This is a genomic window from Luteimonas yindakuii (genome assembly GCF_004803715.2).
Lineage (GTDB): Bacteria > Pseudomonadota > Gammaproteobacteria > Xanthomonadales > Xanthomonadaceae > Luteimonas > Luteimonas yindakuii.
In genome coordinates this window covers 346,059-369,152 of the sequence record NZ_CP039383.2, presented here as the reverse complement: position 1 = coordinate 369,152, position 23,094 = coordinate 346,059, and the positions used below count along the sequence as shown (strand labels likewise).

24 protein-coding genes are annotated in these 23,094 nt (G+C 69.6%); 4 read left to right on the top strand and 20 right to left on the bottom strand.

The window, feature by feature from the left end; genetic code table 11:
* Positions 1–10 precede the first annotated feature (10 nt).
* From mreD to E5843_RS01680, 3 genes are all read right to left on the bottom strand, one after another.
* Complete coding sequence (gene mreD, locus E5843_RS01690) at positions 11–496, bottom strand: rod shape-determining protein MreD (RefSeq protein WP_134675114.1); 486 nt, start codon at positions 494–496, stop codon at positions 11–13.
* Positions 493–1,461: a rod shape-determining protein MreC gene (gene mreC / locus E5843_RS01685; RefSeq protein ID WP_136411637.1), complete on the bottom strand. Its 969-nt coding sequence runs from the start codon at positions 1,459–1,461 to the stop codon at positions 493–495. The genes mreD and mreC overlap by 4 nt, the downstream gene beginning before the upstream one ends.
* 251 nt (positions 1,462–1,712) lie before the next feature.
* Complete coding sequence (locus E5843_RS01680) at positions 1,713–2,756, bottom strand: rod shape-determining protein (RefSeq protein WP_134675116.1); 1,044 nt, start codon at positions 2,754–2,756, stop codon at positions 1,713–1,715.
* Positions 2,757–2,981: 225 nt separating this feature from the next.
* On the opposite strand from E5843_RS01680, the gene E5843_RS01675 reads away from it, so the two are divergent.
* Complete coding sequence (locus E5843_RS01675) at positions 2,982–3,917, top strand: carbohydrate kinase family protein (protein ID WP_136411635.1); 936 nt, start codon at positions 2,982–2,984, stop codon at positions 3,915–3,917.
* A 39-nt stretch (positions 3,918–3,956) separates the two neighbouring features.
* Here the strand turns inward: E5843_RS01675 and E5843_RS01670 are convergent, their stop codons facing one another.
* The 3 genes from E5843_RS01670 to ubiE form a co-directional block, all read right to left on the bottom strand.
* Complete coding sequence (locus E5843_RS01670; protein WP_136411634.1) at positions 3,957–4,685, bottom strand: hypothetical protein; 729 nt, start codon at positions 4,683–4,685, stop codon at positions 3,957–3,959.
* Positions 4,686–4,829: 144 nt separating this feature from the next.
* Positions 4,830–6,824: a M1 family metallopeptidase gene (locus E5843_RS01665; RefSeq protein WP_141065592.1), complete on the bottom strand. Its 1,995-nt coding sequence runs from the start codon at positions 6,822–6,824 to the stop codon at positions 4,830–4,832.
* Positions 6,825–6,998: 174 nt separating this feature from the next.
* Complete coding sequence (ubiE, locus tag E5843_RS01660) at positions 6,999–7,757, bottom strand: bifunctional demethylmenaquinone methyltransferase/2-methoxy-6-polyprenyl-1,4-benzoquinol methylase UbiE (RefSeq protein WP_141065591.1); 759 nt, start codon at positions 7,755–7,757, stop codon at positions 6,999–7,001.
* Positions 7,758–7,831: 74 nt separating this feature from the next.
* On the opposite strand from ubiE, the gene E5843_RS01655 reads away from it, so the two are divergent.
* The 3 genes from E5843_RS01655 (at position 7,832) to E5843_RS01645 (ending at position 9,503) form a co-directional block, all read left to right on the top strand.
* The gene (locus E5843_RS01655; RefSeq protein WP_134675121.1) at positions 7,832–8,287 is read left to right on the top strand and encodes a nucleoside deaminase; all 456 of its coding nucleotides are present in this window, start codon (positions 7,832–7,834) and stop codon (positions 8,285–8,287) included.
* A gap of 203 nt (positions 8,288–8,490) precedes the next feature.
* A complete protein-coding gene (locus E5843_RS14490) occupies positions 8,491–8,619 on the top strand; it encodes a hypothetical protein (protein ID WP_279631939.1) in 129 nt (42 codons plus the stop codon).
* Between the two features lie 92 nt (positions 8,620–8,711).
* The gene (locus E5843_RS01645) at positions 8,712–9,503 is read left to right on the top strand and encodes a universal stress protein (protein ID WP_141065590.1); all 792 of its coding nucleotides are present in this window, start codon (positions 8,712–8,714) and stop codon (positions 9,501–9,503) included.
* 13 nt (positions 9,504–9,516) lie between these two features.
* Here the strand turns inward: E5843_RS01645 and E5843_RS01640 are convergent, their stop codons facing one another.
* The 14 genes from E5843_RS01640 to E5843_RS01575 all read right to left on the bottom strand — a co-directional run bounded on the left by E5843_RS01640 (position 9,517) and on the right by E5843_RS01575 (position 22,938).
* The gene (locus E5843_RS01640) at positions 9,517–10,803 is read right to left on the bottom strand and encodes an acyltransferase family protein (RefSeq protein WP_166815838.1); all 1,287 of its coding nucleotides are present in this window, start codon (positions 10,801–10,803) and stop codon (positions 9,517–9,519) included.
* A 320-nt stretch (positions 10,804–11,123) separates the two neighbouring features.
* Positions 11,124–11,843: an ATPase gene (locus E5843_RS01635; protein WP_425480724.1), complete on the bottom strand. Its 720-nt coding sequence runs from the start codon at positions 11,841–11,843 to the stop codon at positions 11,124–11,126.
* Positions 11,812–12,168, bottom strand: a complete 357-nt coding sequence (locus E5843_RS01630) for a type II toxin-antitoxin system prevent-host-death family antitoxin (protein WP_136411629.1) — start codon at positions 12,166–12,168, stop codon at positions 11,812–11,814. Before E5843_RS01630 ends, E5843_RS01635 begins: the two co-directional genes overlap by 32 nt.
* 280 nt (positions 12,169–12,448) lie before the next feature.
* Positions 12,449–13,840: an ATP-dependent protease ATPase subunit HslU gene (gene hslU, locus E5843_RS01625; RefSeq protein ID WP_141065589.1), complete on the bottom strand. Its 1,392-nt coding sequence runs from the start codon at positions 13,838–13,840 to the stop codon at positions 12,449–12,451.
* A gap of 104 nt (positions 13,841–13,944) precedes the next feature.
* Positions 13,945–14,496 (bottom strand): ATP-dependent protease subunit HslV, encoded by a 552-nt coding sequence (gene hslV / locus E5843_RS01620; protein WP_134675127.1) that lies wholly within the window; start codon positions 14,494–14,496, stop codon positions 13,945–13,947.
* A gap of 84 nt (positions 14,497–14,580) precedes the next feature.
* Positions 14,581–14,850, bottom strand: coding sequence for a hypothetical protein (locus E5843_RS01615; RefSeq protein ID WP_136411628.1), 270 nt, complete (start codon positions 14,848–14,850; stop codon positions 14,581–14,583).
* Between the two features lie 73 nt (positions 14,851–14,923).
* Positions 14,924–15,835: a tyrosine recombinase XerC gene (xerC, locus tag E5843_RS01610; RefSeq protein WP_136411627.1), complete on the bottom strand. Its 912-nt coding sequence runs from the start codon at positions 15,833–15,835 to the stop codon at positions 14,924–14,926.
* 11 nt (positions 15,836–15,846) lie between these two features.
* Complete coding sequence (locus E5843_RS01605; protein WP_141065588.1) at positions 15,847–16,521, bottom strand: DUF484 family protein; 675 nt, start codon at positions 16,519–16,521, stop codon at positions 15,847–15,849.
* Positions 16,518–17,354 carry a diaminopimelate epimerase gene (dapF, locus tag E5843_RS01600; protein ID WP_244240812.1) on the bottom strand — a complete coding sequence of 279 codons (837 nt, stop codon included), beginning with the start codon at positions 17,352–17,354 and terminating at the stop codon, positions 16,518–16,520. Before dapF ends, E5843_RS01605 begins: the two co-directional genes overlap by 4 nt.
* A gap of 13 nt (positions 17,355–17,367) precedes the next feature.
* Entirely contained in the window at positions 17,368–17,658 is a 291-nt protein-coding gene (gene lptM, locus E5843_RS14205) for an LPS translocon maturation chaperone LptM (RefSeq protein WP_208542764.1), read from the bottom strand.
* Between the two features lie 76 nt (positions 17,659–17,734).
* Positions 17,735–18,142, bottom strand: a complete 408-nt coding sequence (locus tag E5843_RS01590; protein WP_136411625.1) for a YbaN family protein — start codon at positions 18,140–18,142, stop codon at positions 17,735–17,737.
* 48 nt (positions 18,143–18,190) lie between these two features.
* Positions 18,191–20,347 carry a S9 family peptidase gene (locus tag E5843_RS01585; protein ID WP_166815836.1) on the bottom strand — a complete coding sequence of 719 codons (2,157 nt, stop codon included), beginning with the start codon at positions 20,345–20,347 and terminating at the stop codon, positions 18,191–18,193.
* A 69-nt stretch (positions 20,348–20,416) separates the two neighbouring features.
* A complete protein-coding gene (locus E5843_RS01580; protein WP_141065587.1) occupies positions 20,417–22,531 on the bottom strand; it encodes a prolyl oligopeptidase family serine peptidase in 2,115 nt (704 codons plus the stop codon).
* Between the two features lie 89 nt (positions 22,532–22,620).
* Positions 22,621–22,938, bottom strand: a complete 318-nt coding sequence (locus E5843_RS01575) for a hypothetical protein (protein ID WP_141065586.1) — start codon at positions 22,936–22,938, stop codon at positions 22,621–22,623.
* Positions 22,939–23,094 lie beyond the last annotated feature (156 nt).

Below are 23,094 nucleotides of genomic sequence, written 5' to 3'. Positions count from 1 at the left end.
CGCCATCATCTCAGCCGGCCTTCCGGCGGCTCAGGCGCAGCGAGTCCAGCAGCACGAACAGCGGCGGCCACAGCAGCATGCCGATCAGCGGCGCCAGCCAGTAGCTCCACGGCAGTTGCGGAATGCCCATTGCCAGGTGCACCGCTGCATTGACCACGCGGTCGTTGAGCAGCAGGCCGCCGATTGCCAGCGCCTGCTGCGGCACCGGGAAGAAGCGCAGCTGGTTGCGGAAGCGCTGCAGGATGAAGGCGAGGATCACCAGCCGCATCGCCTGCTCGCCGAGCAGGCTGCCGAAGGCGAGGTCGGCGAGCAGGCCGACGCCAAAGGCGAAGCCCAGCCCCTGTCGGCCTTCGCCCTCGATCACCCAGTACGCCACCACCAGCGCCAGCCAGTACGGACGCAGCGGCTGCAGCAATTCGGGCAACGGCAGCAGGCCCAGCAGCAGCGCCAGCAGCACGCTGACCGGCAACACCCAGCTGTTGCGCGCGCGCCTCATGGCGCGGCCTCCGCGGGTGCCGCCGGCGCCGCTGCGGCCGCGGCGGTGGCGGGGTCGACGTCGCCACCGCGCGCCACGCCGGCGCCAACCGCGGTCCAGCCCGCCGCCCGGCGGGCAACGGCCGGCAACGGGCCACGACCTTCGCGCAGCAGCAGCACGTCGCGGCCGCGGTCGATCTGGGCGGTTGGCATCACCTCGCCGACGAGGAACGCGCGGCTGTCATCGGGCGCCAGCGTGGCGATCCGGCCGACCGGGAACCCGGGCGGGAAGCGCCCGCCCAGGCCCGACGTCACCAGCACGTCGCCGGGCTCGACATCGCTCGACAGCGGCACGTTCGGCAGCCGCAGCAGGTCGGCGCGCCCCTGCCCGTAGACGATCAGGCGCACGCCGGTGCGCACCACTTCGACCGGGATCGCATGGTCCGGATCGGTCAGCAGCAGTACGGTGGACGTGGTGGGCGTGGTGCCGATGATCTGGCCGAGCACGCCGCCGGCGTCGATGACGCTCTGGCCGACATGCACGCCCTCGCGGCTGCCCGCGCGCAGGGTCAGGCGCTGGCGGGTGGGGTCGAGGTCGATGTCGAGGATCGGCGCCAGCTGCACGTCCATGCGGCCATCGTCGGTGGCGTCGAGCATCGCGCGCAGGCGCTGGTTCTCCGCCGCGTCGGCCTGCATCCGCGCCAGCCGCGCATTGGCGACCAGCAGTTCGTTGCGCAGGCGGTGGTTGTCCTCGGCCAGCAGGCCGCGGGTGACCGCATCCTCGCGCACGTTGCGCCCCAGGCGTGACGGCAGGCCCGCCAGCCACCACAGCGGCTGCATGGCGACATTGGCCTGCGCGCGTGCGCGCGACAGCCACTCGCCGTGGTGGTCGGCCACCAGCAGACCGACCGAGATGGCAAGGAAGGCTAGGAGGCGGAGCGTGCCGGCGACATCACCGGAGCGGGGCGCAGCAGGACTGTAGGACACCCCAGAATTATCCGAATGTTTCCGCAGAGAAGAACCAACACGATAACCATGCGGTCATCGAAGCGACTCCCGCACGGCACCAACTCCCCCTCTCCCGCCTGCGGGAGAGGGACGGGGTGAGGGAAACGCGCACGACTTCCGCCCTCACCCCAACCCCTCTCCCGTGGACGGGAGAGGGGCTCCGGAGTCGGAGGTAACGCACCGGAATATCCCGGAGCGGCCCCGACTCCTTTCCTCAGCGGAAGAGACGCTCAATCCGCAGTAAAGAACTCGTTGCCGTGCAGGTCCAGCAGTTCCAGTGCGCGCCCGCCACCGCGCGCCACGCAGGTCAGCGGGTCATCGGCCACCTGTACGTGCAGGCCGGTCTCCTCGCTGATCAGGCGGTCGAGGTCGCGCAGCAGCGCGCCGCCACCGGTGAGCACGATGCCGCGCTCGGCGACGTCGGCACTCAGCTCCGGCGGGGTCTGCTCCAGCGCCTGGCGCACCGCGGCGACGATGCCCATCAGCGGCTCGCGCAACGCTTCGAGCACCTCGTTGGAATTGATCTTGACCATCTTCGGCACGCCTTCGGCGAGGTGGCGGCCGGAGATCTCGGTCTCCTCCACCTTGTCCTGCGGATAGGCGCAGCCGAGCTCGATCTTGACCCGCTCCGCGGTGGCTTCGCCGATCAGCATGCCGTGGTTGCGGCGTACGTAATTGATGATCGACTCGTCGAAACGGTCGCCGCCGATGCGCGCCGACTGCGAATAGACGATGCCGTTGAGCGCGATCACGGCGACCTCGGTGGTGCCGCCACCGACGTCGACCACCATCGAGCCGCGGGCCTCGGTGACCGGCATGCCGGCGCCGATCGCGGCCGCCATCGGCTCCTCGATCAGCGACACGTCGCGTGCGCCGGCTTCCAGCGCGGAATCCTTGATCGCACGCTTCTCCACCTGGGTGGATCCGGCCGGCACGCAGATCAGCACGCGCGGGCTCGGCCGCAGCAGGCGCGACTTGTGCACCTTGCGGATGAAGTGCTTGAGCATTTCCTCGGTGTAGGTGAAGTCGGCGATGACGCCGTCCTTCATCGGCCGGTGGGTGGTGATGTTGCCCGGCGTGCGGCCCAGCATCTGCTTGGCCTCGCTGCCGACCGCGGCCACCACCTTCTGCCCGCCGGAACGGTCCTGGCGCACCGCGACCACCGACGGCTCGTTGAGCACGATGCCCTGGCCGCGCACGAAAATGAGGGTATTTGCGGTGCCCAGGTCGATGGACAGGTCGTTGGAAAACAGACCGCGGAACTTTTTGAACATCTGGGAAAAGGGTCCGGTGAGGATGGCGCGGTGGGGGAGGCCGCGCGTCAAGGGGGCGTCAAGCCTAGCAAAAAAGGGCCACCGGCAGTGGGCACCAGCGCCCGGAAAACCGCGCTGTGGCCGTGGTTTAGCCCCACCCGCCACCTCCCGGGGCCGCGCAACGCAGGGCCGGCGTCGCCGCTGCGGTGTACCCTATGCGGCTTTACGTCGCCCGAGCGCTTGCCGATGTCCGTCCTGATCTGCGGATCCCTGGCCTACGACACCATCATGGTGTTCCCGGACCAGTTCAAGAACCACATCCTGCCGGACAAGGTCCACATCCTGAACGTCTCGTTCCTGGTGCCGCGGATGCGTCGCGAGTTCGGCGGCTGCGCCGGCAACATCGCCTACAACCTCAAGCTGCTGGGCGGCGACCCGGTGCCGATGGCCACCGTCGGCCAGGATTTCGGCCCGTACCGCGAATGGTTCGAGGAAAACGACATCCGCCTCGACCAGGTCAAGGTGCTCGATGACCTGTTCACCCCGCAGGCCTTCATCACCACCGACCTCGACAACAACCAGATCACCGCCTTTCACCCCGGCGCGATGATGCGCAGCTACGAGAACCATGTGCGCGACGTACCCGGCGTGACCATCGGCATCGTCAGCCCCGATGGCTACGAGGGCATGATCCAGAACTCGAAGGAGTTCGCCGAGGCCGGCATTCCCTTCATCTTCGATCCCGGCCAGGCCATGCCGCTGTTCAACGGCGAGGAACTGCGCGCCTTCATCGAGCAGGCCGACTACGTCACCGTCAACGACTACGAGTCCAACCTGTTGCAGGAACGCACCGGCTGGAGTGAAGGCGACATCGTCAAGCGGGTCAAGGCCTACATCACCACCCGCGGCCCGAAGGGTTCGGAGATCCACACCGACGGCAAGAGCTACCACGTGCCGCCCGCGCACGAGCGCCGGGTGACCGATCCCACCGGCTGCGGCGATGCCTTCCGCGCCGGCCTGCTGTTCGGTATCCAGAAGGGCTACGACTGGGAGACCATCGGCCGCATCGGCAACCTGATGGGTGCGCTCAAGGTGGAACACCCCGGCACCCAGAACCAGCGCTTCGACTACGACGAGTTCGCCGAACAGTTCCGCCAGCAGTTCGGTTACTCGCTGGCCTGAGGCAGCGGCCAGGCCGCGTCGCCCGCCAGCGGCGCGGCCTCAGTTCCAGCCCGGCATGCGCGCAGGGTCGAGACCGCCGACTTCGAATTCGGCGGTGCGGGTGCCACCGGCCTTGACCGGGAACTCGATCGACAGCGTCTTCGCCTCGTCGAGCAGACGCCACAGCGCGCGCTCATCCTCGATGAACATCGCGATGGCCTCGTCGGTATCCGGACGGCTCGCTGCCATCCGCCGCGGCTCGCCACCGTCGATGGCGACGTTGACCCGGCAACCCCGGTAACAGTCGAAGTCACCGGCCTGCAGCACCAGATAGCTGCTGCGACCCCAATCCGGATGGTCGCGGAAGATCAGCTGCACCCGGCGCGCGCCGCTGCCGTCGGTATCGACGGTCTCTCGGGCATCGATCGCGGCCGAGCGCTGCTCGCCGCCTTTCACCGCGATGCCCTGGTAGCTCCACAGCGCCGCGGTGCGGGTGGCTTCGCGTGCGGCATTGGCCCGGGCGGACACGTCGTCAAAGCGCTCGCGCACCCGGGCCGCGGCTTCGGTATCGGGCCAGCGCATGAACAGCACGTCGCCCTGCGCCTTGGCCAGCGCCCAGTTCTCCTCGGCGACCGCCTTCTCGAAGCCCTGCTCGGCTTCCTGCGCCTGCTGTTCCGCGGCTGCGGCGCGCGCCTCGGCCTGGGCCGCCGCTGCGGCCTCGCGGTCGCTGCAGGCGGACAGCGCGAGTGCGCCAAGAAACACGGGGACGAGAAGGCGGAAGCGGGACATCGCAGGGATCCGGCGGCGGAGACGACGCAAGCTTAGCGGCTGTGAGAGGCGGCGGCCGTGCGTAGCGGCGCCGTCACCCCTGCCCCTCTCCCGCAGGCGGGAGAGGGGTTCAAGCGCGCGTCGTCCCGCCATCGGGAGAGGGGTTCAACGCGCCGGGGCGCCGGAAACGGGCTGCTTGCCCAGCCCGGTCGTGGCCTGCGCCGGATCGACCGGCGCCGGCTTCGGCTTGGCCTCGTCGAGGATCCGCTGCACCGAAGCGGCGGTGATCGGATGGCTGCCCGGCCGTGCGCGTTCGAACACCTGCGTGGCCAGTGCCAGCCCTTCGGGGGTCTGCACCAGCGCGGTGTAGATCGGCAGGATCAGCTTGCGTCGACCGACCGTCTGCAGGAACTGCGTCATCGGTTCGAACGCCAGCATGTAGCCACTGCGCACCGCCAGCGGGTACCAGCGCATCGCCAGTTCACCGTTGGGCGTGCCGGTGAAGCGGTAGGCGGTGTCGAGCTGCGCCATCTGCTCCTGGTTCAGCGTCTGCGGCAGGCCTTCGAGGAAGTGGATCCATTCCTGCGTGGTCCATTCCGAGGTCAGCTGTTGCGGCGGCAGTTGGGCGCTGCCCAGCCATGCCAGCCGTGCCGAGTCGACCAGGCCGAGTTTCGGCGACAGCACCTGCGGTGCGGACGCCGGAATGCCCGGCGCGTACAGCCACTCCTGGATCTCGGCCTCGGTCACGGTGTCCGGATGCGCGTTGAACAGGTGTTCGCGCGCGTACTCGAGAAACTGCTCCGTGGTGATCGACTGGAACGCGAAGTGGTCGAAGTAGCCGCGCAGGAAGGCGTCGAACACCTCGCGGCCGAAACGCTGCTCGAGGAACTGCAGGAACCACGCGCCCTTGTCGTAGGACACCGCGCTCAGCGCATCATCCGCATCGAGTTCGGTGCCGGGCTTTACCGCCAGCGCCTGCGTCGCCTCGGGCATGTCGCCGATGCCGGCCTTGAGCGCGTCACGGGCGATGACGTACTCCATGTCGCTGAATTCCTTGCCGTACAGCGATTCGACGATGCGGTTCTCGACGTAGCTGGTCATGCCCTCGTTGAGCCAGCCGTGCTTGGCACTGGCGAAGGTGACCAGGTTGCCGGACCAGCTGTGCGCGAGTTCGTGCGCGATCAGCGACACCAGCGAGCGGTCGCCGACGATCACCGTCGGGGTGATGAACGACAGCCGCGGGTTCTCCATGCCGCCGAACGGGAACGACGGCGGCAGCACCAGCAGGTCGTAGCGCTCCCAGCGGTACGGGCCGTACAGCGCCTCGGTGGTGGCGATCATCTTCTCGGTGTCGGCGAACTCCGCCACCGCGCGCTCCACCATTGACGGTTCCGCCCACACGCCGGCACGTGCGGAAATCGGCTGGAACACCAGGTCGCCCGCGGCGATCGCCATCAGGTACGACGGGATGCGCTGCGGCATGCGGAAGCTGTACTCACCATCGCGCTGCGCGGCCGGGTCGTTGTCGGCGCTCATCAGCACCATCACGTCGGGGCGGGTGCGGATCGTCGCCGAGTACGTGTAGCGCACCGCCGGCGTGTCCTGCAGCGGCACCCAGCTGCGCGCATGGATCTGCTGCGACTGGGTGAACATGAAGGGCAACTGCTTGCCCTCGGTCATTTCCGGTGTCAGCCACTGCAGCCCGGACGCACCCGGCGCGGTGCGGTAGGTCACGCGGATCTTCGCGTTGCGCTCCGGCGCCTGCACCACCAGCCGGCTGCCGAGCGAGGCATGGGCGTCGTCGAGCGCGAACTGCAGCGGCTGCCACTGGCTGTTGGCTTCGCCCTCCACGCGCTCGATGGTGATGTCGCGGGTGTCGAGCACGAGCTCGTTCGCCGCCTCGTCCTTCCACTCCAGGGTGTAGGTGGCGGTGCCGGCCAGCGTGCGGCTGTCGAAATCGAGGTCGAGATCCAGCGCGATGTCGTCGATGACCACGCGGGTGGGCTCGGCGAAGGAATGCTCGTCGCGGTCGGCAGCGGCCACCGGGGCCTCCTTGGCAGGGACGGGCGTGGACGTGTCAGGCGAGGGTTCGCGGCTGCAGCCGGCGAGCGCGAGCGCCGCCAGCGACAACGCGCAGGCGATGGAACGGAATGGGCGCATCGGGGATTTCCGTGCAGGGGGACCGGACGATTCTACCCGCCGGGTCCCGGCAAGCAGGAGCGGCCCTTGGCCGCGACCGCTTGCGACACGTCTTCAACCGCCGGTATTCCCGTGCGCAGTCCAGGGAAATCCGGACTGGTTCGGTCGCGCCCGAGGGCGCTGCTACGGACGGCCTCAGGCCTTGTAGCCGTCGTGCACCGCGACGATGCCCGCCGACAGGTTGCGGTAGCGCGTACGCGCGAAGCCCGCGCGGTCCATCATCGCCTTCAGCACATCCTGCGGCGGGTGCTTGCGGATCGATTCGGCCAGGTACTGGTAGCTGTCGGCATCGTTGGCGAACAGCCTGCCCAGCCGCGGCAGCACCTGGAACGAGTGGAAGTCGTAGATCGGGCGGAACCACTCGGGTTTCACCTCGGAAAACTCCAGCACCCGTGCCTGCCCGCCGACCTTGAGCACGCGATGCATCTCGCGCAGCGCGGCGTCCTTGTCGGTGACGTTGCGCAGGCCGAAGGCGATCGTCACCAGGTCAAAGCTGGCATCCGGGAACGGCAGCGCCTCCGCGTTGCACTGCACGTACTCGAAACCGCGCACCCGGCCGCGGTCGGTCATGCGGTCACGGCCCACGCGCAGCATCTCGCCGTTGATGTCGCCGAGCACGATGCCGCCGGCCTCGCCCACGCGGTCCTTCAGCAACGCGGCGATGTCCCCGGTGCCACCGGCGAGATCGAGCACGCGGTCGCCACGCTTCACCTGCGCGGTGGCGGTGAAGTAGCGCTTCCAGACCCGGTGGATGCCCAGGCTCATCAGGTCGTTCATCAGGTCGTAGTTGCGCGCGACCGAGGAGAACACCTGGCCGACCAGCTTTTGCTTCTCGCCGGTGGGGACGTCGCGGAAACCGAAATCGGTGGTGCCGGGCTTGTCGGATTCGTTCATGCCGCGATTATCGCACCGCCGGCGGCCATCGCCGTGCATGCGACACTGCGCGGCCGCATGCACCCGCCCCTGCCATGATCGCCACGCCCGACTACCGCGCCCTGCTCGACACCGCCATCGCCGAAGCCCGCCAGGGCCTGGCCGAGGGCGGCATCCCGATCGGCGCGGCACTCTATGCCCGCGATGGCCGCCTGCTCGGCTGCGGCCACAACCGCCGTGTGCAGGAAGACGACCCCTCCATCCATGGCGAGACCGACGCCTTCCGCAAGGCCGGCCGCCAGATGAGCTATCGCGACGCGATCATGGTCACCACGCTTGCGCCGTGCTGGTACTGCAGCGGGCTGGTGCGGCAGTTCGGCATCGGCACGGTGGTGGTTGGCGAATCGGTGAACTTCGGCGGTGGCATCGACTGGCTGCGCGAGGCCGGCGTCAACGTGGTGGATCTCGCCGACGAACGCTGCATCACCATGATGGGCGACTGGATCGCGGCCAACCCGGCGCTGTGGAACGAGGACATCGGCGAGGACTGAGCGTGCCGGGGTAGAGTCCACGCCGCGACGCCCTCACCCACGGCACGCATGACGATCACCCCACCCTGGGACACCGCCCATGCCGCCGCGCCACGCGGCTGCATGCACGTGCCCCCGATCGTCCTGCCCACGGACCGCTCCGGTCCGCTTTGCGGAAATCTCCCTGACCCACTTTCCACCGCTGCGCGAGCGGTGGCCGGGTGGTGCTGAAATTCCGCCGCGAGGGTACGGTGGTCGAAGTGACCGGCATGGACGCCGCCAGCGCGACGCTGGTCGAGCGCCACGGCGAGCACGACCGGCACGCCGTGCAACGTCTGATGGGCCCGCACTGAGGAGGCTTCGATGTCCGCATCCATTGTCCCCACCGACGGCCATGTACTGGCCGCGATCGATGGCTCGGCCGCCGCCGGCGCGGTGACGGTGCTTGGCGCGTGGGCCGCGCGGCGGCTCGGCACCGCGCTCGAGCTGTTGCACCTGGCCCGACGATGGCGGGCCCGCGCCGCTAGATGCCAGTGGCAGCATCGGCCTCGGTGCGCAGGACGCGCTGCTGCAGGAACTGGTTGAACTCGATGCGCGCCGCGCCGAGATCACCCTGGCGCGCGGCGAGCGTCTGCTGGCCGCGACCGCGGCCGGCATCGATGCCACCGGGCTGGAGGTCATCACCCGCCAGCGCCATGGCCGCCTGCGCGAGGTCCTGGTGGAGGTGGAAGCCGACACCCGGCTGTTCGTGATGGGCCTGCGCGGCACGCGCGGTGGCGCGTCCGGACACGACATCGGCGGCCAGGTGGAGCCGGTGCTGCGGGCGGTGCAGCGGCCCGTGCTGCTGGCCCAGCTCGACGCCCCGGCGCGGCCGATCCAGCGCGTACTGGTCGCCTTCGATGGCAGCGAAACCGCGCGGCGCGCGGTCGAACGCATCGCCGCCAGCCCGTTGCTGCGCGGGCTGGAATGCCACCTGCTGCTGGCGGGAGGCGATGCCGGCCAGGAACGCGCACTGGTGGAGGTTGCCGACGCCCTGCACGCCAGCGGCTTCGCGCCGGAGCTGCACCGCGCGTCGCTGCCCGCCGACGATGCGATCGTCGCCCACATATCCCGCCTCGATGCGGACCTGCTGGTGATGGGGGCCTATGGCCACTCGCGCCTGCGCGAATGGTTCCTGGGCAGCACCACCGGCCAGGTGTTGCGGCGCAGCCCGGTGCCACTGCTGATCCTGCGTTGAGACGTCGCGCGGCTCAGACCGGCCGCGCGCGCAGCAGCAGCGAAGCCGCCAGCACCATCGCGGCGGCCACGATCGCGCCCTGCGCCCCATGCAACAGCGCCACGCCAAGGCCGGCAAACAACGCCGCACCGCCGAGGAAGACCGTCGCGGAGGCGGGGGCCGGTGCCACATCGCGCCGGCGCGAGAGTTCGTAGCGGACCACTGCCGCCATCACCGGCGCAAGGCAGGCCGCGCACAGCAGCAGCCAGCCGAGTCGTCCGAGCCAGAACCCGGGAGCGAGGGGATCACTGGCGTCGATCGGCAGTCCCGCCCATTCGCCGATCCACGCCGCGGGCAACTCCGCCAGCTTGTGCCACAGGTACAGCGGCATGCCGAGTGCGCCCAGCACCGCCACCACGCGTGGCAGCGGGTGACGTTGCAGGAAGCGCCGCGCGGGCGACTCGGCAAGCAGCACCGCGCCAGCCTGCAGCCAGACCACCCCGACCAGTGCCAGCGTCGGCGGCAGCATGTTGTTGCCGGCCAGCTGCACGCCCACCATCGCCACCGGATAGCCGCTGGCCATGGCCGCCGCCAGCCACGCGACGGCCAGCGCGATCAGCGCCGCGCCATGGCGCGCGCCCGCCAGCCGGCCATTCCGCCAGGCGATGCCCAGCTGCTGCGGCAGCAGCCAGACCGCAAGCAGGTTGATCCAGCCGATCCCGCCGGGATTCGCATCGACGCGCGCGCCCAGCTGCAACAGCTCAGCCGGTTGCCTGATGCCTGCGCGCAGCAGGTCGGCGATCACCGCGATCAGCAGCAATGCGGCGACCGCCTTCAGGCCGAAACGGCGATCCGCGCGCACGCACAGCGGCAGCAGCGCCTGCACCGCCAGCAGCATCACCAGGAACCACAGGTGGATGGTCAGCGAGGTATTGAAGGCCTGCAGCAGATGGCCATCGAGCAACCGCGCCAGCAACGCGATGGCGGCCAGCACCAGCAGATAGCTCAGCGTAGGACGTGCCAGCCCGAGCGCACGGCGCGCCCACCATTGCCGTTGCGAATGCCCTTCGCCAAGCCGTCGCACCACCCCGGGCGTACTGACCGCCGCCGACACGAACACGAACAGCGGCACCACCTGCACCAGCCATGTCAGCGCTGCCGCAGGACCCCATGCACGCAGCAGATGCCCCGTCCCGACCAGCCGCCCGTCCTCCAGCACCGGCAGCGTGGCCACCCAGTGGCCGAGTACGACCACCAGCAGGGCGCAGGCACGCAGCGCGTCGGGATACAGATCGCGGGTGGGGCGCGAATGCGGAGGCACGTTTCCGGAAACGTGCCGCGCGCCGCTTCGGTCGGCGGGAGACGTGGAGCCGTCGGCACTGGTCGGGTTTGTCTGCGCAGGTTCCGTCATGTGCGGAGCATAGCTACGACACCTGCGGGGTCACGAGGATCGCTGCTGGTCCTGCGCGGCGTCGCCCTGCACCAACTCTGCGACGAGCTCGCGCATAACGCGGGGTTGGGTGACCGGCAGGCCGAAGGACCCATCCACCCTCCACCGATGGTGCTCGCCGAACGCCGGGGCCATCGGGGTGCGGCGTCAGCCTGCGATCCGGATGCTCACCGTAAGCGGCACGGATGAATTCAGAGGCCGCGCTGCAACGCGGCTTCCACAAGTGGTCGTGCCCACTCCGGCGTGGCCGCAAGGTCCTCGAGGTGATCCGGGCGCGGCCGGACAGTGCGGCCAGCGGCCATCTCGAGGACCAGTGTGGGATCGGGAATGACCGCGCCGGGCGCGACATCGGTGCTGTTGTCGTAGACCCGTAATCGCGCCAGTCGCGGCATCAGGGCGACCAGGTTCTCGCGGGCGCGGGTCCAGCGCGCTCGGATCATCGCTTCGGGGATGTCGTGCCCGCCTGCGGCCACGCGGGCCTGCACCCGGGCGATGTGCTGTTCCGGGGAGGACAGGCCGCAGTACCACATCAGGACATCGTGGCTGCGCGCAGCCTGCGCGATGCGCAGGGAGACGGTGGTGCCGCCGAGGGTCGTTTCGAAGGCGTGGTCGTGACCGGCGGCGAGCGCGGCATCAAGCCGGCGCATGCCTTCCTGCCAGGCAGCGGCGTTGGCGTCGGCCATGGCGCAGCCGGTGCGCTGGGCCAGCTCGCGGGCGAACTCGTCCGGGTTGAACCAGGTGAGCCCGGCGCGCTGCAGCAGGTGGCCGCCGATCGAACTCTTGCCGGCGCCGTTGACGCCGGCCAGTACGTAGAGGACCGGACGCGGCATCGTCAGTCGCGAAGGTTGCCGTCGGCGCGTGGCCGGCCCTGGTCCGCGTTCAACCCGGGCGGCCCGCGCGCACCTTGCCATCCAGCGTGGCCGGGGCGTCCATCACCGCGCGCAGGCGCGCGCCGGCATCGGCGGCCTGCAATGCCGCGAGGCGTTCGTCGAAACGTGTCCGCAGTTCCTCCAGCGCACTGCGTTCCGGAGCGCCGGCGGCCGCGAGCGCGCGGAGGATGGCGTCGTACTCGTCGGCGGACAGGATCACCGCCTCGGGCAGGTTGTGGTTGGTCACCGCCAGCCGGCCTTCGCGGGCGACGGCGCGCATGACGCCGCGCCAGCCGAGCTTCTTGACGTCGGATGCGGGTGCGCGCGGAAGGTCGTCGAGGCTGTCGAGCTTCAGGGGCAGGGACATGGGAGCACCTCCGGGAAGAGGTCCATTATATCCATATTTCCCATTTTGGAACTGCAACGGTGATGCGGGAGCTGCCCGCACGTGGGCCTTTGGCGCAGGCAGGGCCCGTTATCCAGTCCCGTCGCGCTACCTGGATTCGCGCCATCCATGGCGCTCACCCCTTCGGGGCGGCTTCGCCGTCCAGATCGGCAATCCTGCCGATCTGTCTCCCGCAGCGCGGAGAAGGGTCGAACCGGGTCTTCAGGGCGCGCCAGCTTGTTGCCGGCGCCGAACGCGAGCGTCAGAGGATGTAGCGGCTCAGGTCCTGGTCCTTCACCAGCTCGCCGAGGTGCGCATCGACGTAGGCGCGGTCGATGGTGATCGTGCCGCCCTTGTCGGGTGCCTCGAAGCTGAGGCTGTCGAGCAGGCGCTCGAGCACGGTGTGCAGGCGGCGGGCACCGATGTTCTCCTGCGTCTCGTTGACCTGCGCGGCGATCTCGGCGAGGCGGTCGACGGCATCATCGGCGAACGTGAGCTCGACGCCCTCGGTGCGCAGCAGTTCGACGTACTGCGTGGTCAGCGCGGCCTTCGGCTCGGTGAGGATGCGCACGAAGTCTTCCTTGGTCAGCGCGCTCAGCTCGACGCGGATCGGGAAGCGGCCCTGCAGCTCCGGCACCAGGTCGCTGGGCTTGGACATGTGGAACGCGCCCGATGCGATGAACAGGATGTGGTCGGTCTTGACCGAACCGTACTTGGTGCTGACGGTCGAGCCTTCCACCAGCGGCAGCAGGTCGCGCTGCACGCCTTCGCGGCTGACGTCGCCGCCGGCCACACCGCCCTCGCTGCGGCGCGCGACCTTGTCGATCTCGTCGATGAAAACGATGCCGTGCTGTTCGCAGGCCTCGATCGCGACCTCGCGCACGTCGTCCTCGTTGACCAGCTTGCCGGCCTCTTCCTCGACCAGAAGCGGGCGCGCGGCCTTGATCGCCAGTTTGCGCTTGTGCGTCCTGCCGCCGCCAAGGTTGGCGAACATCTGCCGCAGCTGCTGGCCCATTTCCTCCATGCCCGGCGGGGTCATGATGTCCATGCCGGCGGCGGAGGCGGCGAGGTCGAGCTCGATCTCGCGCTCGTCGAGTTCGCCGGCACGCAGCTGGCGGCGCAGCTTCTGCCGGGTCTCCGATTCCCTGGCCGACGGCTCGGCGCCGATGTCGACCGTCGTGCTCGGCTGCGCGCCGAAGCCGAACGCCTGCGCGGGTGCCTCGCGACGCGGCAGCAGCGCATCGAGGATGCGGTCCTCGGCACGCTCCTCGGCCTGGGTGCGCACGCGCTGCTTGGCCTGTTCGCGATACAGCTTGACCGCGGTGTCGGCGAGGTCGCGGATGATCTGTTCGACATCCTTGCCGACGTAGCCGACCTCGGTGAAGCGCGTGGCCTCGACCTTCACGAACGGCGCGTTGGCCAGTGTCGCCAGCCGCCGCGCGATCTCGGTCTTGCCGACGCCGGTGGGACCGATCATCAGGATGTTCTTCGGCATGACCTCGTTGCGCAGCTCGTCCGGCAGCTGCGCGCGGCGCCAGCGGTTGCGCAGCGCGATGGCGACCGCGCGCTTGGCAGCGTTCTGGCCGACGATGTGGCGGTCGAGTTCCTGCACGATCTCGCGCGGGGTCATGGTTGATGAGCCGTTATTGGTCATTGAATGAAGGCCGTGATTCGTGATTCGTGATTCGAGAGAGCGCTGCCTGCCGCAATTCGTGAGAGATGGCCCGCTGTTACGGATCACCCATCACGAATCACCAATCAAAGCTCTTCGACGACGATGTTGCGGTTGGTGTAGATGCAGATGTCGCCGGCGATGTTGAGTGCCTCGACGGCGACGCTGCGTGCGTCGAGGTCGGTATGCGCAAGCAATGCGCGCGCGGCGGACAGTGCGTAGGAGCCGCCGGAACCGATGGCGATGATGCCGTCGTCGGGTTCGATGATGTCGCCGTTGCCGCTGATGATCAGCGAGCTCTCGCTGTCGGCAACTGCGAGCAGTGCTTCGAGCTTTCCGTAGCGGCGGTCGGTGCGCCAGTCCTTGACCAGCTCCACCGCGGCACGCACGAGCTGGCCGCCATGCTGCTGCAACTTGATCTCGAACAGCTCGAACAGCGTGAACGCATCGGCGGCGGCACCGGCGAAGCCGGCAAGCACCTTGCCATCGCCTAGCCGGCGCACCTTGCGCGCATTGCCCTTCATCACGGTGTTGCCAAGCGTGACCTGGCCATCGCCGGCGACGACCACCTTGCCGCCCCTGCGGATCGACACGATGGTGGTGGCGTGGAAGACGTTGGGATTCTGGCTGGGGTCCATGCGGCGCTCCGGGGTCGAATCCCCTGAGTGGGGCCGCTGGCGCGCGCTTCAAGCGCGGAAGGGCGCACGCAGACCGCCGCAGGTTCAGCTGCCGTGTTCGCCCAGCAGCGTGCGTGCACGTTGTTGCAGCGCCGCCCACGAAGCATCGAGCTGGTCCGGCTTCGGGGTGACGCGCGCGATCAGCGCAAGCGCCGCCTCCAGCTGCTCCACCCGCCACGCGAGTTCGGCGTAGTCATGTGCAAGCACCAGCTCCACGCGGCGATCCTGGCAGATGCCGATGCACGGGGCCGGCGCATCCACCTTGCCGCAGCCGATGCAGCGCCAGCCTTCTATCGTCTCGACCATGTCACGCATGGTGCGCGAGCCCGCATGCCCGCGCCATGATGAGGATCAAGAACCGACACACCGCGCGCCGTGCACGACCCGCTCAGTCGCGGCGCCGCTTGGCCCGCGGGTGCGCGGCGTCGTAGACCTTCGAGAGGTGGCCGAAATCGAGATGGGTGTAGATCTGGGTGGTGGCGATGTCGGCGTGGCCGAGCAGCTCCTGCACGCCGCGCAGGTCGCCGGAGGATTCCAGCACGTGGCTGGCGAACGAATGCCGCAGCAGGTGCGGGTGCACGCGCTTGAACAGGCCCTGGCGCTGGGCGAGTTGGCGCATGCGCAACTGCACCGCGCGCGGGGTGATCGGCCGGCCGCCACGACCGGGAAACACCGGCGCATCGGCGCTCGCACCGCCCTCGCCCGCCCAGTCGACGAGCGCGCGCACCGCGTACGAGCCAACCGGCACCAGGCGCTGGCGGCTGCCCTTGCCGAGCACGCTCACCAGCCCATCGTCGAGGTCGAGGTCACGCCAGCGCAGCGCGCACAGTTCCGACACACGCAGGCCGGACGAATAGAACAGCTCCAGCATCGCGCGGTCGCGCCGACCCAGCGGCGCCGCGGTATCGACCTCCACCAGCGCCTTCGCCTCGTCCGGGTCGAGCACTTCGGGCAGGCGCCGCGCCGCCTTGGGCGCACGCACGCCGGTGCAGGGGTCGGCCTCGATCCGCCCATGCCGCAGCAGCCAGCGGAAGAAACTCCGGCACGCCGACAGCCGCCGCTGCAGGCTTTTTGGCGACAGCCCACGGCGGTGTTCGGCGGCGACGAATGCACGCACGCCGGCATTGGCCACGTCCGCCGGCCCCATGCCCTGCGTGTGCGCCCAGCCCGCGAGCGCCTGCAGGTCGCGTCGGTAGGCGTCGAGGGTGTGCGCGGACACGTGCTTCTCGACGCGCAGGTGTTCGAGGAACGCGGTCACGTCGGCCGGCAGTGGCACGGGGGTGGCGGCGTCCTCACGCATCCGCGTGGGCCTCAGGGGGCGAAGCGCTGCATGGCGGCGGCGAAGGCTTCGCCCATCATGCGCAGGAACAGCGTGCCCATGCCGGGGTAGAAGCGGTTGGCGTCGCGGCTGCCGACGGCGATCAGGCCGATGGCATCCAGCGGCAACAGCGCGGTGGACTGCACGTCCTCGACCCGCGCGCCGTACAGCAGCGACTGCTTGTCCGGGTGCAGGCGTCCGCACAGCGGTTCGCCCTCGCGCAGTGCGTCGACGAACGGCCGCAGCAGTGCGTCCTCGCGCGGCACCACCTGCACCCAGTCGGTGTCCTCGAGTCCCGCCACAGGTGCGAACAGGACCACGCGCACCAGGTCGCCGTTGAAGTCCTCGGCCAATGACGCCGCCAGCGCGCGTACCGTACCGGCGGGCGTCGTCTGCCGCATCAGCGCCAGGGTGAGCTGGTGCGTGCGCACCGCCAGGCGTTCGTTCTCCTGCGAGATCGCGAACAGGTCGTGCAGGCGCCGCGAGAGCTCGCGGTTCTTGTCGCGCAGCACTTCCAGCTGGTATCCCGCCAGCGAAGCGGCGGGGCCGTCCTCGCGCGGCACCACCAGGGTCATCGCGAGGTCCGGGAACTGCTGCAGGAACTTCGGATGGCGGCGCAGCCAGGCGGCCACCTCGTGCGCGCTGATCTTCTCGACGGTCTCGCTCATGCGATCCACTCCCCTTCGAATACGAATGCGGCCGGTCCGGCCATGGTCAGTTCGGCGTCGTCGCGCGGCCAGTCGATCCGCAGCGTGCCGCCCGGCAGGTCGACCTCGACCGCGCGCTCGATGCGGCCGCGCCGCATCAGCACCGCCGCCGCGGCGCTGGCGCCACTGCCGCAGGCGCGGGTCTCGCCGGCACCGCGCTCGTACACCCGCACGCGCACGTGGGTGCGATCGAGCACCTGGGCGAAGCCGACGTTCGCCGAATCCGGGAAGGCCGGCCGCCGCTGCAATGCGGGCCCGAGCGTGCGCACCGGCGCGGTGTCGACGTCCTCCACCTCGATCACCGCGTGCGGGTTGCCCATCGACACCGCACCGAATTCGACCCCTGCGCCATCGACGTCGAGCACGTAGCGGTCCTGCGGCGCATCGAAGCCGGCCAGCGGCACCGATGCGGGCATGAACGCGGGCACTCCGAGCGCGACGCGGAAACGGCCGCCGCCGAGGTCGTCGACGGCATGGGTGCCGGCGGGGCTGTCGAGCCGGAACGCCACGGCATCGGCCGCGCCGTCGCGGCGCAGCCACGCGGCCACGCAACGCGCACCGTTGCCGCACTGCTGCGAGGGCGAGCCATCGCTGTTCCAGATGCCGTATGCGGCCACCGAGCCCGCCTGGCGCGGCGGCTCGATCGTCAGGATCTGGTCGCAGCCGACGCCGGTGTGGCGGTCGGCCAGTGCACGGCACAGCGCCGCGGCCGGCGGCGGACGGCCGCCGCGCAGGTCCAGTACCACGAAATCGTTGCCGGCCCCGTGCATCTTGCTGAAACGCAGGCCGGTCATTGCAGCGACCCGGTCACGCGGCGCCGTCGCCGTCCCCGGTCGGCGGCGTCGTATCGCCTTCGGCCGCGCCGGTCGGCACCGGCACGATGCCGCTGCCGTCCACCGGCGGCGTGTCGCCATCGCCGTCGACGGGCGGCAGGTCATCGGCGTCGTCGGCAGGCGGCTCGGCCGGCGTGGCGGCGTCGTCGACCACGGCCGGCTCCGGCGGTGGCAGGAACAGATCGCCCTTGTTGCCACAGGCGGACAGCGCCAGACACAGCGCCACGAGGCAGGCCGCGGAGAGCGGCAGGAGGCTTCGATTCATGGCCGCAGTGTAGCCGCACGCGGCACGGCGAGGAACGCGCCCGGCCGTGTGCCGCGGTGTGTCGCGCCGCGCATGCTCAGGCCCGTGGAGGTGATGCCGGCGGCTCGGGCCGGCACCACAGCCAGGCCCCCACGCAGGCCATGCAGGCGATCGGCAGCGCGGTCATCCACCAGCGGTGCGCGGCGAACAGCGGCATCACCACCAGCAGCACCAGCGCGCAGGCCGCCATCACCGCGGTTGCCATCCATTTGCCGCGGCGGGCGACGGCCCCGTGCCGTTCCCAGTCGACGATGGCCGGACCGAAGTGCGGATGCGCGAGCAGCCGGCGACGCAGGCGATCGGAGCCGCGCGCCGCGGCCCAGGCCGCGATCAGGATGAACACCGTGGTCGGCAACCCGGGCACGAACACGCCGACCAGGCCGAGCCCGAGGCTGACGTAGGCCAGCAGCCACCAGGCCCAGCGGAAACGGGTGCGCGCTTGCATGGGCGAATGATAGGCGCCACGCGTGTGCGCCTCGCTCATGCCGCCCGATCAGTGCTCGACGTCGAGCTGCGCCAGCAGGAAGGCGTACATCTCCGACAGTTCGCGGTAGCGGCGGAAGCGGCCGGACTTGCCGCCGTGGCCGGCATCCATGTTGGTGCGGAACACGATCGGCGCGTCGCCGGTGTCGAGGTCGCGCAGCTTCGCCACGTACTTCGCCGGCTCCCAGTACTGCACCTGCGAATCCCACAGGCCGGTGCCGACGAACATCGCCGGATACGCCTGGGCACTGAGGTTGTCGTAGGGCGAGTACGACAGCATGTAGTCGTAGGCGTCCTGCTGCTCCGGGTTGCCCCACTCGTCGTATTCGTTGGTGGTCAGCGGGATCGTGGGGTCGAGCATCGTCGTGACCACGTCGACGAACGGCACCTGCGACAGGATCACCCGGTAGTCCTGCGGCGCCATGTTGGCGACCGCGCCCATCAGCAGGCCACCGGCACTGCCGCCGTAGCCGGCGACGCGGTCCTTTGCCGCGTAGCCGCGCGCGACCAGGTCGCGGGTGACGTCGATGAAGTCGGTGAAGGTGTTGATCTTGTTGAACAGCTTGCCGTCGTCGTACCAGCGACGGCCCATCTCCTGGCCACCGCGGATGTGGGCGATGGCATAGACCATGCCGCGATCGAGCAGGCTCACCACCGGCAGGTTGAAGCCCGGGTCCATCGACGAGCCGTAGCTGCCGTAGGCGTACTGCAGCAGCGCGGCCTGGCCGTTCTTCTCGAAGCCCTTGCGGTAGACCAGCGACACCGGAACCCTGGTGCCGTCGCGGGCCTCGCTCCAGATGCGCTCGGTCACGTATTTCGACGCGTCGTAGCCGATCACCGGCTGCTGCTTGAGCGTGCGGCGCTCGCCGGTGGCGACATTGACCTCGTAGGTCGTCGCCGGCGTGGTCAGCGAGGTGTAGCTGTAGCGCAGCCACTGCGTGTCCGGCTCGGCATTGACGCTCAGGCCCATCGAATATGCCGGCTCGTCGGCGGCAACGTGCTGCTCGCTGCCATCGGCCTTGAGCACGCGCACGCGTTCGAGCGCGTCGGAACGCTCGTCGATCGCGGCGAAGCCATCGAACAGTTCGAAACCTTCGATGAAGACGTCATCGCGATGCCCGACCCAGTCCGTCCACTGCGCACGCGTCGTCGCGCCAGTGGGCGCGGTCACCAGCTTGAAGTTGGCGGCGCCATCGGCGTTGGTGCGGATCACCCAGCGCCCGCCATGGTGGTCGGCGTCGTATTCGAGATCGCGTTCGCGCGGAGCGAGCACGGTGAACGTCTGCGGATTGTCGGCCGGTGCATAGCGCAGCTCGTCGGACACCGTGCTGCCGACGCCGATGACGATGTAGCGGTCGTCGCGGGTACGGTCGATGCCCATGTAGAAGCTGTCGTCCTCCTCTTCGTAGACCAGCACGTCATCGGCCACCGGGGTGCCCAGCACGTGCTTCTTCACCCGCACGGTCAGCAGCGTCTCGGGGTCGTTCTCGACGTAGAACAGCGTGCGGTTGTCATCGGCCCAGACGAGGTTCGCCGACACGCCGGTGATGGTGTCGAGGTAGTCCTCGCCGGTGTCGAGGTTGCGGAAGCGCACCGTGTACTGGCGGCGGCCGTTGGTGTCCTCGGCATAGGCGAGCAGGCGGTTGTCCTGGCTGACCGCGTAGTCGCCGACGTTGTAGTAGTCCTTGCCCTCGGCCAGCGTGTTGACGTCGAGCAGGACCTGCTCGCCGTCGAAGCGGCCGGAATCGTTGGCGGCCAGCAGGCCGGCGGCGTCGACGCCGTCGCCATCGCGGCGGCGCGCGTAGACCGGATAGTCCTTCCCGGCCTCGAAGCGCGAGTAGTACCACCAGCCGCGCTCGCGGTACGGCACCGAGCTGTCGTCCTGGCGGATGCGGCCGACGATCTCCTCGTACAGCGCGCCCTGCAGGTCCTGCAACGGTGCCATCACCGCGTCGGCATAGGCGTTCTCGGCCTGCAGGTAGTCGATGACCGGCCTCGCCTCGCGCTTATCGTCACGCAGCCAGTAGTAGTCGTCCGCACGCACCGCACCGTGCGGCGCGCGCACCTGGTGCGGTTGGCGTGCGGCGTCAGGCGGCGTGGGCAGATCGGCGGCGTGCAGGGATGCGGTCATGAGCAGTGCGGTGGCCAGCAGGGAGAGATGCTTCATGGATGGGGGTCCGACGGCGGAATGCAACGCGGCCGCCCCGGAGGACGGCCGCGCAGGGAGTGGCAGCGCTTACTTCAGGTGCTGCCAGAGGAAGGTGTAGTACAGCGCATCCATGTGCGCGGCCTGGCGGTTGTTGGCGGCACCGCCGTGGCCACCCTCGATGTTCTCGTAGTAGCGCACGTCCTTGCCGGCCTCGCTCATCAGCGCGTGCATCTTGCGCGCATGCCCGGGGTGGACGCGGTCGTCGCGGGTGGAGGTGAGGATCAGCGTCGGCGGGTAATCCTTCGCCGCATCGAACAGGTGGTACGGCGAGAAGGTGCGGATGAATTCCCACTCCGCCGCCACGTCGGGGTTGCCGTATTCGGCCATCCACGACGCGCCCGCCAGCAGCTTGTGGTAGCGCTGCATGTCCAGCAGCGGCACCTGGATCACCACCGCGCCGAACAGCTCCGGGTACTGCGTGAGCATGTTGCCGGTGAGGAGCCCGCCGTTGCTGCCGCCGCGGATGCCGAGGTGCCCGGGCGAGGTGACCTTGCGGTCGATCATGTCCTGGGCGACGGCGGCGAAATCCTCGTAGGCCTTGTGGCGGTTCTGCTTGAGCGCGGCCTGGTGCCAGCGCGGGCCGTACTCGCCACCGCCGCGGATGTTGGCCACGGCGTACGCACCACCCTGCTCCAGCCAGCCCTTGCCGACGCCGCCGGAATAGCCGGGGGTCAGCGAGATCTCGAAGCCGCCGTAGCCGTACAGCAGCGTCGGGTTGCTGCCGTCGAGCGCCATGTCCTTCGGCCGCACCAGGAAGTACGGCACGCGGGTGCCGTCCTTCGAGGTCGCGAAGTGCTGCTCGATCTCATGCGTCGACGCGTCGAAGAACGTCGGCATGGTCTTGAGCGTTTCCGGCGCCCTGCCGGGCTCGACCAGCGACAGCGTGCTCGGGGTGAGGTAGTCGGTGACGGTCATCCACAGCGCGTCGGATTCATCGCTGTCGACGGCCGATACGGCCACGGTGCCGAATTCCGGCGCGCCCGCGAACTCGCCGCGGGTCCAGCCGTCGGGGCCGGCGGTCAGCACGCTGAGCCGGTTCTTGACGTCGTCGAGCACGTTGAGCACGACGTGATTGCGGGTGAAGGTCGCGCCGGCGAGCGAGGTCGTGTCGGTGGGCTCGAACAGCACCTGGAATTCGCGCTTGCCGGCCATGTAGTCGTCGAACTTCGCCGCCAGCAGCGAACCCGCCGGATAGCTGCGGCCGCCCGCTTCCAGCGGCTCGCGCAGTTCCAGCGTCAGCCACTCGCGATGGACGCGCTTGTTGGTGGAGTTCGGCGCGTCGATCTTCGTCAGCGTGCCGTCGGCATTCCGCAGGTACAGCTCGTCGTTGTAGAAGGCGATCGTGCGGCTGACGAAGTCACGCTCGAAGCCCGGCGTGTGGTCGCGCATCGCGGCGATGTACATGTCGTCGGCGCGGCCTTCATAGACCACGGTGGCCTGCTCCACCGGCGTGCCGCGCGTCCACTGCTTGACGATGCGCGGATAGCCCGAACTGGTCATCGAGCCGTCGCCGAAATCGGTGTAGATGTAGACGTTGTCGCGATCGATCCAGCTCAGGCCGCCCTTGGCCTCCGGGCGGAAGAAGCCCCCGTCGACCCACTGCTTCGTCGACAGGTCGAATTCGCGGCTGACGTCGGCATCGGCACCGCCGCGCGACAACGCAACCAGGCAGCGGCTGTACGGTTCGGTGGAGAGCCGGGGACGCAGGCAGTCGGCGCCGTGCCAGACCCAGTTCTCGCCCTCGGCCCTGTTGAGCGCATCGAGGTCGAGCAGCACTTCCCACTGTGGCCGCGGCTTGCGGTATTCGTCGAGCGTGGTGCGGCGCCAGATGCCGCGCTCGTGGTTCCGATCACGCCAGAAGTTGTAGTAGTACTCGCCCTGCTTGTAGACGGCCGGGATGCGGTCGTCGGAGTCGTAGATCGCCAGCAGGTCGGCCTCCAGGCGCTTGAACTCCGGCGTGGCGGCCAGTTCGGCCTCGGCCTTCGCGTTCTGCTCGCGGACCCAGGCCAGCGCGCGGTCGCCTTCGACCTCCTCCAGCCATTGGTGCGGATCGGCCACGTCGGCACCCTCCTGCGCGTGCGCGCCAGCGGCAAAACCCAGCGCCAGGCCGGCGGCGAGGCAGAGTCGAGTGAGATTCGGCATGTGCAAAACCCTGGAAGCGGTCAAAACGGGGACGCTATCACAGCGGCCGCAGGCGCCGGGGTGCCGGAAGTCCCGTGGCGCAGGCGCGCTCAGGCCGCCTGCACGCGCGGGCGCGCACGGCTGGCGCGGGTCGCCCGGCGCCGCTGCGCCTGCTGCAGCGCGCGCCGCCGCCCCGGCCCGGAGGCTGCGGTTTCCGGCGATGTGAACAGGCGGTCGCGCACTGCCAGCGCCGCCAGCGAGGCGGCAGGCAGCAGCAGCAACCAGACGGGAAGCAGGCCGATCGGCGAGCTGCCACGTGCGGCCGGCAGCGAGAGCACGGCGACGGCGGCCAGGAACATCAGGCCCAGCAGCGCGGCATACAGCAGAGGCGACGACGCGGGGTCACGGCGGTGGCGTGCAGGGTGCATGGCGGACTCCGGAGGAAGACGATGGGGTCATCCTCCGCCGGGGTGGTCGCACCGGCTGCGACGGTGCGCGGTTGCTGGAGGCAGGCGCGGGCGCCATGCCAGCGCAGGCCCTCGTCTGGCACTGCGCGCCAATTCCCGCAGGTGGAGAAGGGTTCA

What these genes read in the sequence shown, in the direction of transcription:
- mreD (WP_134675114.1), bottom strand. Translation starts at nt 496, where the DNA reads ATGAGGCGCGCGCGCAACAGCTGGGTGTTGCCGGTCAGCGTGCTGCTG.
- E5843_RS01680 (WP_134675116.1), bottom strand. Translation starts at nt 2,756, where the DNA reads ATGTTCAAAAAGTTCCGCGGTCTGTTTTCCAACGACCTGTCCATCGAC.
- E5843_RS01675 (WP_136411635.1), top strand. Translation starts at nt 2,982, where the DNA reads ATGTCCGTCCTGATCTGCGGATCCCTGGCCTACGACACCATCATGGTG.
- E5843_RS01670 (WP_136411634.1), bottom strand. Translation starts at nt 4,685, where the DNA reads ATGTCCCGCTTCCGCCTTCTCGTCCCCGTGTTTCTTGGCGCACTCGCG.
- E5843_RS01665 (WP_141065592.1), bottom strand. Translation starts at nt 6,824, where the DNA reads ATGCGCCCATTCCGTTCCATCGCCTGCGCGTTGTCGCTGGCGGCGCTC.
- ubiE (WP_141065591.1), bottom strand. Translation starts at nt 7,757, where the DNA reads ATGAACGAATCCGACAAGCCCGGCACCACCGATTTCGGTTTCCGCGAC.
- E5843_RS01655 (WP_134675121.1), top strand. Translation starts at nt 7,832, where the DNA reads ATGATCGCCACGCCCGACTACCGCGCCCTGCTCGACACCGCCATCGCC.
- E5843_RS01635 (WP_425480724.1), bottom strand. Translation starts at nt 11,843, where the DNA reads ATGGCAAGGTGCGCGCGGGCCGCCCGGGTTGAACGCGGACCAGGGCCG.
- E5843_RS01630 (WP_136411629.1), bottom strand. Translation starts at nt 12,168, where the DNA reads ATGTCCCTGCCCCTGAAGCTCGACAGCCTCGACGACCTTCCGCGCGCA.
- hslU (WP_141065589.1), bottom strand. Translation starts at nt 13,840, where the DNA reads ATGACCAATAACGGCTCATCAACCATGACCCCGCGCGAGATCGTGCAG.
- hslV (WP_134675127.1), bottom strand. Translation starts at nt 14,496, where the DNA reads ATGGACCCCAGCCAGAATCCCAACGTCTTCCACGCCACCACCATCGTG.
- E5843_RS01615 (WP_136411628.1), bottom strand. Translation starts at nt 14,850, where the DNA reads ATGCGTGACATGGTCGAGACGATAGAAGGCTGGCGCTGCATCGGCTGC.
- xerC (WP_136411627.1), bottom strand. Translation starts at nt 15,835, where the DNA reads ATGCGTGAGGACGCCGCCACCCCCGTGCCACTGCCGGCCGACGTGACC.
- E5843_RS01605 (WP_141065588.1), bottom strand. Translation starts at nt 16,521, where the DNA reads ATGAGCGAGACCGTCGAGAAGATCAGCGCGCACGAGGTGGCCGCCTGG.
- dapF (WP_244240812.1), bottom strand. Translation starts at nt 17,354, where the DNA reads ATGACCGGCCTGCGTTTCAGCAAGATGCACGGGGCCGGCAACGATTTC.
- lptM (WP_208542764.1), bottom strand. Translation starts at nt 17,658, where the DNA reads ATGAATCGAAGCCTCCTGCCGCTCTCCGCGGCCTGCCTCGTGGCGCTG.
- E5843_RS01590 (WP_136411625.1), bottom strand. Translation starts at nt 18,142, where the DNA reads ATGCAAGCGCGCACCCGTTTCCGCTGGGCCTGGTGGCTGCTGGCCTAC.
- E5843_RS01585 (WP_166815836.1), bottom strand. Translation starts at nt 20,347, where the DNA reads ATGAAGCATCTCTCCCTGCTGGCCACCGCACTGCTCATGACCGCATCC.
- E5843_RS01580 (WP_141065587.1), bottom strand. Translation starts at nt 22,531, where the DNA reads ATGCCGAATCTCACTCGACTCTGCCTCGCCGCCGGCCTGGCGCTGGGT.
- E5843_RS01575 (WP_141065586.1), bottom strand. Translation starts at nt 22,938, where the DNA reads ATGCACCCTGCACGCCACCGCCGTGACCCCGCGTCGTCGCCTCTGCTG.